This window comes from Nocardia thraciensis (genome assembly GCF_054782435.1).
This window is the reverse complement of the sequence record NZ_BAAGSM010000039.1, coordinates 271,482-284,727: the sequence shown is the minus strand read 5'-3', so window position 1 is coordinate 284,727 and position 13,246 is coordinate 271,482. Positions and strand designations below refer to the sequence as shown.

The 13,246-nt window shown below is 71.1% G+C and carries 13 protein-coding genes; 7 read left to right on the top strand and 6 right to left on the bottom strand.

Annotation, left to right across the window (positions count from 1 at the left end):
• Positions 1-80: 80 nt before the first annotated feature.
• Together ACYVLQ_RS26135 and ACYVLQ_RS26130 are read left to right on the top strand one after the other, a co-directional pair.
• Entirely contained in the window at positions 81-596 is a 516-nt protein-coding gene (locus tag ACYVLQ_RS26135) for a winged helix-turn-helix transcriptional regulator (protein ID WP_460700160.1), read from the top strand.
• A 133-nt stretch (positions 597-729) separates the two neighbouring features.
• On the top strand, positions 730-1,431 hold the full coding sequence (locus ACYVLQ_RS26130; RefSeq protein ID WP_460700159.1) for a class I SAM-dependent DNA methyltransferase: 702 nt from the start codon (positions 730-732) through the stop codon (positions 1,429-1,431).
• An 8-nt stretch (positions 1,432-1,439) separates the two neighbouring features.
• On the opposite strand, the gene ACYVLQ_RS26125 is transcribed toward ACYVLQ_RS26130, so the two are convergent.
• Both ACYVLQ_RS26125 and ACYVLQ_RS26120 read right to left on the bottom strand, forming a co-directional pair.
• Positions 1,440-3,005: a DNA polymerase Y family protein gene (locus ACYVLQ_RS26125; protein WP_460700158.1), complete on the bottom strand. Its 1,566-nt coding sequence runs from the start codon at positions 3,003-3,005 to the stop codon at positions 1,440-1,442.
• 13 nt (positions 3,006-3,018) lie between these two features.
• On the bottom strand, positions 3,019-3,744 hold the full coding sequence (locus tag ACYVLQ_RS26120) for a hypothetical protein (RefSeq protein WP_460700157.1): 726 nt from the start codon (positions 3,742-3,744) through the stop codon (positions 3,019-3,021).
• Positions 3,745-3,993: 249 nt separating this feature from the next.
• Here ACYVLQ_RS26120 and ACYVLQ_RS26115 point away from each other — a divergent pair, with 249 nt between their 5' ends.
• Complete coding sequence (locus ACYVLQ_RS26115) at positions 3,994-5,124, top strand: serine/threonine-protein kinase (protein WP_460700156.1); 1,131 nt, start codon at positions 3,994-3,996, stop codon at positions 5,122-5,124.
• On the opposite strand, the gene ACYVLQ_RS26110 is transcribed toward ACYVLQ_RS26115, so the two are convergent.
• Entirely contained in the window at positions 5,125-5,817 is a 693-nt protein-coding gene (locus ACYVLQ_RS26110) for a response regulator (RefSeq protein ID WP_460700155.1), read from the bottom strand.
• A gap of 53 nt (positions 5,818-5,870) precedes the next feature.
• On the opposite strand from ACYVLQ_RS26110, the gene ACYVLQ_RS26105 reads away from it, so the two are divergent.
• On the top strand, positions 5,871-6,404 hold the full coding sequence (locus ACYVLQ_RS26105; RefSeq protein WP_460700154.1) for a GrpB family protein: 534 nt from the start codon (positions 5,871-5,873) through the stop codon (positions 6,402-6,404).
• Between the two features lie 11 nt (positions 6,405-6,415).
• Here the strand turns inward: ACYVLQ_RS26105 and ACYVLQ_RS26100 are convergent, their stop codons facing one another.
• Entirely contained in the window at positions 6,416-7,759 is a 1,344-nt protein-coding gene (locus tag ACYVLQ_RS26100; protein WP_460700153.1) for an ATP-binding protein, read from the bottom strand.
• A gap of 158 nt (positions 7,760-7,917) precedes the next feature.
• Here ACYVLQ_RS26100 and ACYVLQ_RS26095 point away from each other — a divergent pair, with 158 nt between their 5' ends.
• Positions 7,918-9,711 carry a PspC domain-containing protein gene (locus ACYVLQ_RS26095; protein ID WP_460700152.1) on the top strand — a complete coding sequence of 598 codons (1,794 nt, stop codon included), beginning with the start codon at positions 7,918-7,920 and terminating at the stop codon, positions 9,709-9,711.
• Positions 9,704-9,910, top strand: coding sequence for a hypothetical protein (locus ACYVLQ_RS26090; RefSeq protein ID WP_460700151.1), 207 nt, complete (start codon positions 9,704-9,706; stop codon positions 9,908-9,910). The genes ACYVLQ_RS26095 and ACYVLQ_RS26090 overlap by 8 nt, the downstream gene beginning before the upstream one ends.
• A gap of 64 nt (positions 9,911-9,974) precedes the next feature.
• Here ACYVLQ_RS26090 and ACYVLQ_RS26085 read toward each other — a convergent pair whose 3' ends face one another.
• Both ACYVLQ_RS26085 and guaA read right to left on the bottom strand, forming a co-directional pair.
• Positions 9,975-10,439: a guanyl-specific ribonuclease gene (locus ACYVLQ_RS26085; protein WP_460700150.1), complete on the bottom strand. Its 465-nt coding sequence runs from the start codon at positions 10,437-10,439 to the stop codon at positions 9,975-9,977.
• 144 nt (positions 10,440-10,583) lie between these two features.
• Positions 10,584-12,170: a glutamine-hydrolyzing GMP synthase gene (guaA, locus tag ACYVLQ_RS26080; protein WP_460700149.1), complete on the bottom strand. Its 1,587-nt coding sequence runs from the start codon at positions 12,168-12,170 to the stop codon at positions 10,584-10,586.
• Positions 12,171-12,444: 274 nt separating this feature from the next.
• Between guaA and ACYVLQ_RS26075 the strand changes: the two genes are divergently transcribed.
• Entirely contained in the window at positions 12,445-13,242 is a 798-nt protein-coding gene (locus ACYVLQ_RS26075; RefSeq protein ID WP_460700148.1) for an alpha/beta fold hydrolase, read from the top strand.
• Positions 13,243-13,246: the final 4 nt, after the last annotated feature.

Genomic DNA, 13,246 nt, shown 5'->3' with positions numbered 1-13,246 from the left:
TGTCAGTCCTTTCATTGAACTCTTTCGTCGACAACGGTACGCCCAGCGAGTTCAATGAATCAACCCTCTAGACTGAGGGCATGCAACGGACCAGCTTCGCGGAGATGCACTGCTCGATCGGGCAGTCCCTGGAACGCGTCGGGGAGTGGTGGACGCCGCTGCTCGTGCGGGACATCTACCTCGGCCTGCACCGGTTCGACGACATCGCCGAGAACTTGGGCATCTCGCGCAACCTGCTCGCCCGGCGGTTCGAGACGCTGATCGCCGACGGCATCGTGGAACGCCGGGCGTATCAGGAGCGGCCGCCGCGGCACGAGTACCACCTCACCGAGGCCGGTCTCGAGCTCGTACCGGTGCTGATGGCGCTGATGGCCTGGGGCGACAAGTGGGCGACCCCGCCGGGCGGGCCGCCCGTGCGGCTGGTGCACCGGGAGTGCGGGGCGGAGTTCACACCGCAGGTCTGCTGTTCGGAGTGCGGGAAACCGGCGACGGCGACGAATACGACCGCCCTGGCCGGGCCGGGCGCCGCCTACGGGCCCGGCACCCGGGTCCTGGCCCGCCGCAGTGGCCTGGGCCCCGCGAACAGCGAGTCCTGAACCGGCAGAAAGGTATGCACAGGGGCCCCGAGTTCCGGCCACCGAGCCTTGGGCGTCCGTAGGAGGCGTTCGTTCACGCAGGCAGTCGAAAATATTTGGCCGAGGGCCGGCGCGGCGCGCGATACTGCCGCCCATGCCGACCTTCGCGGATTTCGACCGACGCAACTATCGCACCGTCGACGTCGCCACGGGCTACGACGGATGGGCGCCCACCTACGAGCAGACCGTCATGGACGAGATGGACCTCGCGCTGCTGAACCGGCTGCGACGACCAGACTGGGGCCGGGTGCGCCGCGCCGCCGATCTGGGGTGCGGCACCGGGCGCACCGGCGCGTGGCTGCGCGAGCAGGGCGTGGCGCACATCGACGGCGTCGACCTGAGCGAGGGCATGCTGGCGCGTGCCCGCGAGCGCGGAGCGCACGCCACGCTCACCCAGGGCGATGTGCGGGAAACCGGATTAGCCAGCGGCGCATACGATCTGGTGATCTCTTCTTTGATCGACGAACACCTGCCGGACCTGGTGCCGTTCTATGCCGAGGCGCGGCGGCTGGCCGCGCCCGGCGGCACCTTCGTCCTGGTCAGCTACCACCCGCAGTTCATGATGGCGACCGGCATGCCGACCCACTACACGCCCGAATCCGGTGAGCCGCTGGCGATCAGCACCCACCTGCACCTGTTCAGCGAGCACGTGACCGCCGCGGTGGCGGCGGGCTGGCAGCTCGCCGAATCCGCCGAGGCCTTGATCGACGACGCCTGGCTCGCCGCGAAGCCCAAGTGGGAACACCTGCGCGGCTACCCCTTCACCATGGCCTGGGTCTGGACCCTCCCCCGGTAGCCCCATGGTTACTCGTAGAGGCCCTCGACGTGCCAGGTCTGGTTGTGGCCGAGTAGGAGCAGGACATTGACGTCGGCGTCCAGGAGGACCTGGGCGCGGACCCTGCGGTCGCCGCCGGTCCACCAGCGCTCGTCGAGCAGCCAGGGGCCCGCCCAGCCGGTGACATCCCAGTGTTTGCCGCCCCAGCGCAGCCTGTCCGGATCGGCGGTGAACAGACCGCGGTCGGTGATCCAGACCGGGGTGCCGTCGGCGGTCTCCAGCATCACCTCGGGGTGGTTGACCAGCACGACGGCGGGCGCGGGCGCGGGCAGTCGCCCGGGCCAGGGCAGCGCCGGATCGGCGACGGGGACCTGCTCGTCGCCGAGCGCGATCAGGGTGACGCGCTCGACCGGGCCGCGCCCGCCGCTGAGCACCCCGATCCGCACCGCCTCCCCGCCCAGCAGCCCCTGCACCCGCACCAGGGCCCGCCGGGCCCGCTCCTCCCCCTCACCGACCCCGCCCCACAGCCCGAGTTGCAGGGCGCCCGCCCCCGCCACCTCCACCGGTTCCAATCGCAGCAGCGTGATGGGCGCCGTGGGGGCCGCGCCGCGGTGTGTGAGCCAGCCGTCGAGCTGCCAGCGCACCCGGTCCGCCGTACCCTCCGGCGTGAGCGGTTCGGCGCAGCGCCAGATTCTCGAAAGTCGTTCACCGGCAGCGGTTTCCGCTGTCACCGACAGGCGCGTGCAGGACACCGAGGCGGCGGACAGTCGCGCGTGCAGCCGGGTGGCCAGCAGACGGCCCGCGAAGGCGGCCGCGTCGACGCGGTCGATCGGCGGATCGCAGCGGTACTCCACCGTCAGGTCCGGGTCGGGCGGGCGCGCGGACGGCAACCGCTCGGGTTCGGCCCGGGCGCAGCGGTGTGCGCGAATCGCGTCGGCGCCGAAGCGGGAGGCGACCTCGACGGGGGTCAGCGCGGCGAAGTCGCCGATCCGACGTAATCCCAAGCGGTGCAGCAGATCCACCAGATCGGCACGCTCCGGCGCCGCCAGGCTGGGCTCGACGGCGAGTTCACCCACCGGCAGCGGCGCCAGGAACCGTGCACCGGATCCGGGCGGCACGAGGGCGGCCCGGCGGGCGGCGAGCACCGCCGTCGACAGTTCGTCGGCGATGCCGATCCGACACTCCACCCCGACCGCGGCGACCGCGTCGACGAGCCGCTCGGCCGCCGCCTCCTCGGACCCGAAGAACCGGGCGGCGCCGCGCGCGGCCAGCACCAGCAGCCCGGGCCGCAGCACCTCCACACCGGGCACCGTCGCGTCCACGGCCGCCACCACCGGTTCGAACAGCCTGCCATCGCGGTCCGGATCCGACTGCGCCACAAACAGGCCCGGGCATCGCGCCTGTGCCTCCCGCCGCCCGAGCCCGCGCTGCACGCCCGCGGCCCGCGCCACGGCCGAACACGCCACCACCCGATTGGCATGCACCACCACCACCGGCCGCGTGGGCGGGACATCGGCCATCGCGGCCGCCGCGGCGGCGGGCCAGTCCGGGCACCACAGCGCCAGCACCCGCGAGTCCCGCGCCTTCAACCGCATCGGGCGGCGCCGTTCACGAGGCGGCCTCGCGCACGGTCTCCAGCCGCCGCGGCCGACTCTCCTGCGCCGCAATCCATTCGACGCGGCCGTCCCGGGAACTCAGCTCGAGACGACCCGTGCGGGGCGGGGCCGAGCGCCCGCGCACGCGGACGTCCAGGCGCAGGGTGCGCAGGCGGCCACAGCCGCGACCCAGGCCGTCGTACCCCGCGATGCGGGTGTCGATGCGCAGCGTGGACCCGCTCCAGGCGCCACCGGTCACCACGAGCGTGGATCCCTTGCTGCGGGCGCGCGCGGCGAGCACGCTAGTGCGACCGGGCGGCACCGACAGACCACCCAGGCCCAGAACCACCAGATCCAGACCATCGAGCAACACCGCGGCGATCTCTACCGGATCCGGCCCGGGATCGGGCACCACGGCCAGCCTCCCCAGCTGAGCGCCCATCTCGGCCGCGGCGAGCAGGCCGAGCCGGGGCAGGCCGACCACCGCGGCGTGCCCGCCACCGCCGGTCACCGCGGCCAGCAAACCGGTCAGCAGCGAACCCGAGCCCGCATACTCGACCACCGAACCCTTCGCCAGACCACCCTCCGGAAGCAGCTCCACCAGCGGCGACGGCACCGGCAGCGACTCCCGGCGCAGTGACGGCCGCGGCACCGCGCCCGCACCGCGCGCCGGAACGGCCGCCATCCGCCGACGCAGATCCGCCAGCCGCTCGGACCTCGCTTCTCCAGCCGCATCCATCCTCGACCACCTATCTCCCACCGAGTGGACTCCACCGTCCGGCCGCGGCACCCGCACGAGCGACCCCACCGGCCGATGCGATACCGAAACCCGCCGCCTCAGCACCGATACAGCTATCGATACGACTCGAATATACGTTCGACGCACCTTCAGTAGAACCCCGGCCCCCTGCCACGTCAAGCGGCGCTCGCGCGAATCCCGGAGTTCCGAAGCAGGCCAGTCAGGACGGTTTTCCGCTATCCTCGCGCCGTGACCGAACGCGCCCGTCCTTTCGTCGGCCCCGACTATCTGGTCGCCGGCCGCTACCGCCTGCAATCGAAGCTGGGCGGCGGCGGCATGGGCGCCGTGTGGTTGGCACACGACCGGCTGCTCGACCGCGATGTCGCCATCAAACAGGTGCTCTCCACGGCCGGACTCAGCGAGGAGGAGGCCGCCGCGGTTCGCAACCGGATCGTCCACGAGGGCCGGGTCGCCGCGAAGCTGTCGCACGAGCACGCCGTCGCCGTCTACGACGTGGTGCTCGAGGCGGGCGAGCCGTGGCTGGTGATGGAATACCTACCCTCGCGCAGCGTCGCCAAGGCCCTCGCGCTGGCCGACACCCTGTCGCCGATCGAGGTGGCGCAGATCGGCGCACAGGTCGCCGACGCGCTGGCCGCCGCGCACAGCGCCGGAATCACCCACCGCGATATCAAGCCGGGCAATATTCTCGTCGCCGACCGCGGCGCCGAGGTGGGCAAGGTGAAGCTCAGCGACTTCGGCATCTCGAGCGGCACCGGAGACCCGCACGACGAGCTGGACGACGCGATCACCGGGACCCCGGCCTACCTGCCGCCGGAGGTTGCGCGCGGCGCGCGGCCGACCGAGGCCAGCGATGTATTCTCCCTCGGCGCAACGCTGTACACCGCGATCGAGGGCCAGCCGCCGTACGGCTTCGCCGACGACAGCGACGTGATCGTCGAGCGCGCCGCGATGGCGCAGATCATCCCGCCCAGCCGCAGCGGCACGCTCACCGCGGCGCTGCTGCACATGATGGAGCCCGCACCACAGCGCCGCCCGACCATGGCCGAGGCACGCGACGAAATCCTCACCGCCGCTTTCGGTCCCGGCACCGGGCCCTACATTCTCGGTGCCCCCGTCCGCACCGAGGACGGCACCATCCCGGCGTGGGCGGCCCGCAACTCGGCCGCGGGACTGCGCAGCCCGCACTCCACCCCGCTGCCGCGCCCGCCCCGCGCCACCGTGCCGAGTGCCCCTGCGCCGCAACAGAAGCTGGGGCTCAACGTCTCCGATCTGGGCCCGAACGCGGCCCCGCTGGCCATCGCGGTGGGCCTGTTGATCGGCCTGCTGATCCTGATCGTGATCCTCGTAGCCGCGCTGTAGTCAGTCGATCCGGCGGCGGTGGGCCCAGCGGGTCAAGGCGTTTCGGTTGGACTGCTGGGTCTTGCGGAGCACGTTGGAGGCGTGGGTTTCCACGGTTTTCACGGAGATGAACAGGGTTTCAGCGATTTCGCGGTAGGTATAGCCGCGGGCCAGCAGGCGCAGCACCTCGAGTTCGCGCGGGGTCAGCGAGTCCAGTTCGGGGTCGAGCGGCGGCTCGGGGGCGGGCGAACGGCCGGTGAACGAATCGAGCACGAAGCCCGCGAGACGGGGGCTGAACACCGCGTCGCCGCCCGCGACGCGGCGGATGCCGTCGGCCAGTTCGGATCCGGAGATGGTCTTGGTGACGTATCCGCGGGCACCGGCGCGGATCACGGCGATCACGTCCTCGGCGGCGTCGGACACGCTCAGCGCCAGGCACACCGGGCCCTGGTCCTCGATGCCCTGCAGCACCGCCACCCCGCCGCCGTCGGGCATGTGCACGTCCAGCAGCACCACGTCCGGTCCGGCCGTCTTGATTGCGGCGATGGCCTCGGACACGGTGCCCGCCTCTCCGACCACGTCCATATCGGATTCGCGGCTCAATTCCGCCCGCACGCCGGACCGGAACACGGCGTGGTCGTCGACCAGAAAGACCCGGATACTCACTGCTCTCCTCACCTCGGGCACCACCGACGGGCGACACCGCCCATCCATCGGTACCACACCGTAGACCGGTCCGCCGCGAACCAGGTCATACGATGCCTCGAGTGCATATTCGAGTGGTTTCCTACGATCCCGACTGGCCGCGGCAGGCCCGCGCCGCGATCACCGAACTGAATACGGCGCTGCCCGGCCTCTTCCGCGAGATCGAGCACATGGGCAGCACCTCGGTTCCCGATCTTCCCGCCAAGCCGATCATCGATCTGATGGCCTCGGTGAGCGATCTCGACGCCGTCGTCTCCCGCGAGCACACGCTGGCCGCCCTCGGCTACCTCCGCGAGGACAACGGCATGAGCAACCGCCTGTTCTATCCGCGCACCGGCGCTTCCGGACAGCGCACCCACCACCTGCACGTGGTGCGCGCCGAGGTCTGGAACGACCAGAACGAACGCATTCTGCGCGACTTCCTGCGCACCCATCCCGGCGCGGCCGCTGATTACGCCGCGCTGAAACAGAAACTCGCCGCCGAACTCTCCGACCCGTTCGAATACACCCGCCACAAGACCGACCTGATCCAGCAACTCGTCGACACGGCCCGCACGGACCTCGGCCTCCCCCTCGTCCCCGTCTGGGAGGAGTGAGCCCGAGCGGCCTATCCGCCCGGGTGTGCGCTCTGGCGTGGTCGTTCCGGGGCGACCGGGTCCCGGACCACCGAATCGTCCGCAGCCACCGCCTCCTTGACGCTGCCCTGACCCTCGGAATCGTTGCGGGGCAAGATGATCCGGACCTCGGTGCCGCGGCCGGCGGTGGACAGAATCTCCACGCTGCCGCCGCGACGCTCGATGCGGGCGCGGATGGATTTGGCCAGGCCCTGGCGGTCGGCGGGGACATCCGCGGGGTCGAAGCCGGAGCCGCGGTCGCGGACGAAGACGCTCACCTGATGGGGCTCCACCTCGGCGAACAGGTCGATGGTCGGAACGCCGGCGTGCTTGGCGGCGTTCACCAGCGCCTCCCGGGTGGCGCCGAGCAGGGCCGTGAAATGCTCTCGGGGCAGGCCGAATCCGGTCTCGCCCGGATCCATCGACACATCGCCGACGGTCACCGGCGGCACCTTCACCCCGTACTGGTCCTCCACCTCGCCCGCGATGGTGCGCAGCGCGGCGGCCAGGCTGGACTGCGCCGGAACGGTATCCTCGAACAGCCATTTGCGCAGCTCGCGCTCCTGGCCGCGGGCCAGCCGCAGCACCTCCTGCGGGTCGCCCGCCTGCCGCTGGATCAGGGCCAGCGTCTGCAGCACCGAATCGTGCAGGTGTGAGGCGATCTCCTCACGCTCCTCGTTGCGGATGCGCGCGGCGCGCTCGGCGTTCAGCGCGCGCACCATGCGCAGCCACAGCGGCACCGTCAGCAGCCCGACGCCGATCAGCGTCACCGCGACCGCGATGAGCGCGGAGCCCAGGGAGCTAAGGTTGATCCGGCCCAGCACCACCACGCCGAGCCCGACCACGATCAGCGTGGCTCCGGCCAGGATGCGCGTCCAGGTGAGCACGCTCGGCCGCGCGGGCAGGCCGAGCATCGATCGCGGACCCTCCGCGTCGAACTCCCGCCACACCAGCGCCGCGCCGACCGCGACCACGATGATCGGCCCCACCACCCGGGCGGCGGTGCCGCTGAACACCCACGACATCGAGACCGCCAGCGCCAGCCCGAGCAGGATCAGGCCGACCGCCTGCCGCCGCTCCGAGACCGACGGCGGCGGGGCGTCACCGCCCGACGACGTGAAGATCCACAGCATCGCGTAGGCCGCGATGCCCGCGCCCATGAGCGCGGACAGCAGGACGAACGCCAGCCGCACCTTGAAGACGTCGACCCCGAGATGGTCGGCGATACCACCGGCGACCCCGCCGACGACCCGCCCGCCGGAGCGCCGCTGCAGCCGCGGATAGGGCGGCGCCGGGCGAATTCCGCGCGCATCGAACGCGGGCGTGGACGGGTACATGTCTTCGATACTGGCACGGGGCACCGGCGGCGACCATCGGGAAACACCCCCATTCACGGCTCAGGGGCGGCGCACCGACCGGCCGCGCCGGAGTTCAGGACGCTTTTCAGGGTGAACCCGGATGCGGTCCGGGCGCGCCGGTCGCCACCATGGAACCCATGACCAGAGCGAGCGGCTGGGCCGGCGGGACCGGCCGGACGGGTTTCAGCGAACAACTCCATCATCTGTGGCGAACCCGCCCCGTGCGGCTGCCGCGGCAGGGTCCGATCGCCGGCGTGGCCGCCGGTTTCGGGCATCGCTACAACGTGGACCCGGTGCTGGTGCGGGTCGCATTCGTGGTGTCGTCGCTCTTCGGCGGCGCGGGCATCGTGCTGTATCTGGCCGCATGGCTGCTGCTGCCCGCGGCCGGGGACCAGGTCTCGGCCACCGAGGGCCTGTTCGGCAAGGGCCACGGCTCGCAGTCGCCGACCAAGACGGTGGTGCTGATCGTGGCGCTGGCGATCGCCGTCACCACCATGGGCCCGGTCGGCGTCGGCCTCGGCGGCTCCGGTCTGATCAGCTTCGCGCTCATGCTGGCAGGCTGGTGGCTGCTGTATCTACGCCAGACCGAGCCGCCCGCCGAAGGCTCCGACCCGCTGCTCGCCGACGGCGGCATCGCCTCGACCGGCTACCCGGGCACCATGTTCCCCGGCGGATCCCCCTGGGCCGGTCCCATGTACGGCCCCTACACCACCCTCCCCGACCACTACGAGCCGGACCCGAGAAAAGACGCTGCCGCGCCGGGTATGAGCGGCAGTACAACCACACCGGGTATGAGCGGCAGTACCGTCGCGCCGGGTGTCCCGGGTGATACAGCCACCGATGTGATTCCACGCGACGGCGATACTGCGGTGCTGCGAACCGACACGCCCACCGACACCATGAATACCGGTGCCACCCAAGAGAACCCAACGGACGACACCGCCCCGCGCGACAGAGACACCGCCGTACTGCGAACCGACACACCCACCAACACCATGAATACCGGTGCCACCCAAGAGAACCCAACGGACGACACCGCCCCGCGCGACAGAGACACCGCCGTACTGCGGGCGGATGCGGCTACCGAAACGGTGGGCTCCGGTGCGGCCCGGGGGAACTCGGGGGGCGATACCGTTGCGGGTTCGCGGGACTCCGCTGACGGGTTCGCGGCTCCGACCGGCAATGGCGAAGCGGCGCAATCGGGCGGGGGGCGAACCGTCGAATACCCGCGGCCCGCGGCCGATCCGTTCCGACCCGGTCCTACCCCGCCCGGCTGGGATCCGCTCGGCGTGGCCCCGATGGCCTGGGATCTGCCCGATCCGACCCCGCACCGCCCCGTCGCCGTGCAGGCGCCGCCGCCGAAACGTCCCCGCTCGCGGCTCACGCCGGTGGTGATCGGCATGGCCCTGCTGGCCGCGGCCGCCGCCGGCGCCGTGGCCGCCGCGGGCGTGGACTGGATGACCCCGGGCCGCATCGGCGCGGTGGCACTGGCGGTGGTGGGCCTCGGCCTGCTCGTCGGGGCCTTCCTGCGCCGCGGCTACGGCCTCATGGTGGTGCTGGCTCCGCTCGCCGGGTTCGTGATCCTGGCATCGATGGTCGGCCCGGTCGAATTCGACCGCGGCGCAATGGGAGACCACGTCTGGACCCCGACCACGGTGGCCGCCCTGGAGCCGGACTATCGGGTGAACATGGGCTCGGGAACCCTGGACCTGCGCACACTCGCGCTGACCGAGAACAGGACCGTGAACGTGTCCGTGCGCATGGGCGACTTCCGAGTGCTGATACCGGACTCCATGCGGCTGCAGGCGAATTGCACGTCCAATCTGGGCGATGTGCAGTGCCCCGAGGGACTCACCGGACCCGCCGACGGCCCGGTGCTCACCCTCGATGTCGATGTCAACGCCGGAGATGCGGAGGTGAAACGTGGCTGACAATTCGGAAACCCGTCGAGGACCGTCCTTCTCGCTACTACTGGCGGGGCTGCTGGCGCTGCTCGTGAGCGTGTGGGCCTTTATCGGCCCGTCCTCGTGGCCCGCGCACAGCATCATCCCGATCGGCTGGATCGTGGTGGCCGCCGCGATCGTGGTGGGCATCGCCCTGGTGGTCTCGCCACGCAACAGGAAACACTGAATTCGCCACCAGCAGTAGGGGCTTGGATCCGAGTGGATCCAAGCCCCTACTGCCGCAACCGGAGTCAGCGCATCCGGGTGAAGCTGCGATAGTGATCGCCGGTATACCAGGCCGATCCGTCACTTCCGGTGACAATCCGCTCCGCATCGCGAGATTGCCCCGGCTGCTTGGGATTGACGTCCCACTCCTTGTAACCGATCGGTGCGCCGCCACCGTCCGCGGCGGGCAGCTGTCCCTCGCGATTGCTCCAGGTGCCGCCGCCCTTGGTGCCGGGAGCGTTGGCCGCATCGGGCCACTCCCCCGCGTCGATGAGCTGCAACGTCCGCCACGCCCGATCCGGAACGGAGTCGGCGACCAGCCGAATCTCGGCCGCGCCCACCACCGTCGACGCCTCGGCCGCTCCGGGCGCGCTCTCGACGCCCGGCGTCGACATCACGGCCAGAGCCGCCAGCACCGCCATGCCGAGCGCGGCCAGCCCCGCAAACGGCCTGGTCCACAGCCCTTTCGAGCGATCGGATTCCTTCGCCATCGGCTACCTCCCCATCACGTGCCGAGCCGTACGGCCCGGCGACTCACCCGAGCACCGAGCGCCACAGTGACACGAAACCCTGAACCGCCGCGACACGACACCCCACGGCAGCCTTGCAACCGAATGAAATCTGTTGCCCGGCCCCTACTCCCACTCGATGGTGCCCGGCGGCTTGCTGGTCACATCCAGCACGACCCGGTTGATCTCCGCCACCTCGTTGGTGATCCGCGTCGAGATCCGCTCCAGCACCTCGTACGGCAATCGGGTCCAGTCGGCGGTCATGGCGTCCTCGCTGGTCACCGGACGCAGCACGATCGGATGCCCGTAGGTGCGTCCGTCACCCTGCACACCGACGCTGCGCACATCGGCCAGCAGCACCACCGGGCACTGCCAGATCTGCTTGTCCAGCCCGGCCGCGGTCAGCTCCTCCCGGGCGATGGCGTCGGCCTGGCGCAGCGTGTCGAGTCGGTCGCGGGTGACCTCGCCGACGATGCGGATGGCCAGGCCGGGACCCGGGAACGGCTGGCGCGCAACGATTTCCTCCGGCAGCCCGAGTTCGCGGCCGACGGCGCGTACCTCGTCCTTGAACAGCAGCCGCAGCGGCTCGACGAGTTCGAACTCCAGATCCTCGGGCAGGCCGCCGACATTGTGGTGGCTCTTGATGTTCGCGGTGCCGGTGCCGCCGCCGGACTCCACCACATCGGGGTACAGCGTGCCCTGCACCAGGTATTCGACGGCGGGAGCGGACCCGGTCCCGGCCTCGGCCGAGGTCTCCTCGACGATCCGCGCCACCGCGTCCTCGAAGGAACGGATGAACTCTCGACCGATGATCTTCCGCTTGTCCTCCGGATCGGTGACGCCCTTCAGCTCACCGAGGAATTTGTCCACGGCGTCGACGGTCATCAGCTTCGCTCCGGTCGCGGCGACGAAATCGCGCTGCACCTGCTCGCGCTCCCCTGCCCGCAGCAGCCCGTGGTCGACGAACACGCAGGTCAGCCGGTCACCGATGGCACGCTGCACCAGCGCGCCCGCGACCGCCGAATCCACACCGCCCGACAGCGCGCAGATGGCATGCCCGTCGCCGATCTGCTCGCGCACCCGCGTCACCAGCAGGTCGACGATATTGGCCGAGGTCCACGAGCCGGGAATGCCCGCGATCTCGTGCAGGAACCGGCTCAGCACCTGCTGGCCGTGCGGGGAATGCAACACCTCCGGGTGGTACTGCACGCCCGCCAGCCGCCGGGCGCGATCCTCGAACGCCGCCACGGGGGCGCCCGCGGTGGTCCCGGTGACCTCGAAGCCCTGCGGCGCGTCGGTGACCGCGTCGCCGTGGCTCATCCACACCGGCTGGATGGTGGGCAGACCGCCGTGCAGCACGCCGCCGTCGATGTTCAGCTCGGTGCGCCCGTATTCACGGGTGCCGGTGTGCGCGACGGTGCCGCCGAGCGCCTGCGCCATCGCCTGGAAGCCGTAGCAGATGCCGAATACGGGCACGTTCAGATCGAACAGCCGCGCATCCAGCTGCGGCGCCCCCTCGGCGTACACGCTGGACGGGCCGCCGGACAGGATGACCGCCAGCGGCTCGCGCGCGGCGATCTCCTCGACGGTCATGGTGTGCGGAACCACCTCGGAGTAGACGCTGGATTCGCGCACGCGCCGCGCGATCAGCTGCGCGTACTGCGCCCCGAAGTCGACGACGAGGACTGGTCGCTGGGTTTCTGCCACGCGCACAGTTTAGTGAGCGGGTCGCCGCCGCCTGTGCCCGGGCGAACCGGCCGCCGCGGGCCCACGCTTCCCAGCACCGGAAAGCCCCGCTCCCACATCGTGGGGGTACCGCTGGTACCGCGTGTCCGGAAATCAGCCGCCCCATGAATCCCGCTGCGCCACAACGTCGCTGCCCGGCGAATCGACAGCACCTCGACTTCGCACGAAGATCACCGAGCGCGCCGGATCGGCGACCGCAACCCGCCCGTGCGCCGGGTCCGATCCAGCTATCCTCGTGCTCGTGCCATTCGCCCGTGCGATCGATGCCGAGATCCATTACGAGGACAGTGGCGGCGACGGCCCGGTGGTACTCCTCGGGCACGAATTCTTCATGGACCGAACGATGTTCGCGTCGCAGGTTGCCGCGCTGGCCCCGGAGTTCCGCATCGTCGCGTGGGATGCGCGCGGGCACGGCCACACCCGCGACAAGGGGCTACCGTTCACCTACTGGACCGCCGCCCGCGACGCCCTCACCGTGCTGGACCAGCTGGGCATCGAGCGGGCCGTCGTCGGCGGCACCTCGCAGGGCGGCTTCAGCGCCATGCGGACCGCCCTGCTGGCCCCCGAACGGGTGGCGGCGCTGATCCTCATCTCCACCGAGGCGCACGGTCCGACACCGCAGGAACTGGAGACCTCCCGCCGATTCCTGGACCGGTGGCACGAGCCCGGCGTCCGGCGGGCCCTGGCCGACCATCTCGCGCAGTGGCTGATCGGCGACGACCCCTGGTACCGCGCGGTGTGGACCAAGCGCTGGCTGGCACGCGACCCGCAAGCCACCGAACTGGCCGCGGGCTGCCTGCTCGGCCGCGATTCGATCCTGGAGCGACTACCCGAGATCACCTGCCCCGCACTGGTGATCCACCCCATGCGCGCCGGCGTCCCCCGCGCCCACGCCGCGGACCTGGCCCGCGGCCTGGCGAAGTCGCGCTACCTGGAGATCGAGGGCGCCCGCCAAGCAGTGAACATGACGCATTCGGTCCAGGTGAACACCGCCATCCGCGGCTTCCTCCGCGACACGGTTGCAACCCGCACCGCTTGAGGCG

Coding starts and splice junctions, on each gene's coding strand:
- ACYVLQ_RS26135 (WP_460700160.1), top strand. CDS start 81: ATGCAACGGACCAGCTTCGCGGAGATGCACTGCTCGATCGGGCAGTCC.
- ACYVLQ_RS26100 (WP_460700153.1), bottom strand. CDS start 7,759: ATGTACCCGTCCACGCCCGCGTTCGATGCGCGCGGAATTCGCCCGGCG.
- ACYVLQ_RS26125 (WP_460700158.1), bottom strand. CDS start 3,005: ATGCGGTTGAAGGCGCGGGACTCGCGGGTGCTGGCGCTGTGGTGCCCG.
- ACYVLQ_RS26095 (WP_460700152.1), top strand. CDS start 7,918: ATGACCAGAGCGAGCGGCTGGGCCGGCGGGACCGGCCGGACGGGTTTC.
- ACYVLQ_RS26120 (WP_460700157.1), bottom strand. CDS start 3,744: ATGGATGCGGCTGGAGAAGCGAGGTCCGAGCGGCTGGCGGATCTGCGT.
- ACYVLQ_RS26130 (WP_460700159.1), top strand. CDS start 730: ATGCCGACCTTCGCGGATTTCGACCGACGCAACTATCGCACCGTCGAC.
- ACYVLQ_RS26110 (WP_460700155.1), bottom strand. CDS start 5,817: ATGGATGGGCGGTGTCGCCCGTCGGTGGTGCCCGAGGTGAGGAGAGCA.
- ACYVLQ_RS26085 (WP_460700150.1), bottom strand. CDS start 10,439: ATGGCGAAGGAATCCGATCGCTCGAAAGGGCTGTGGACCAGGCCGTTT.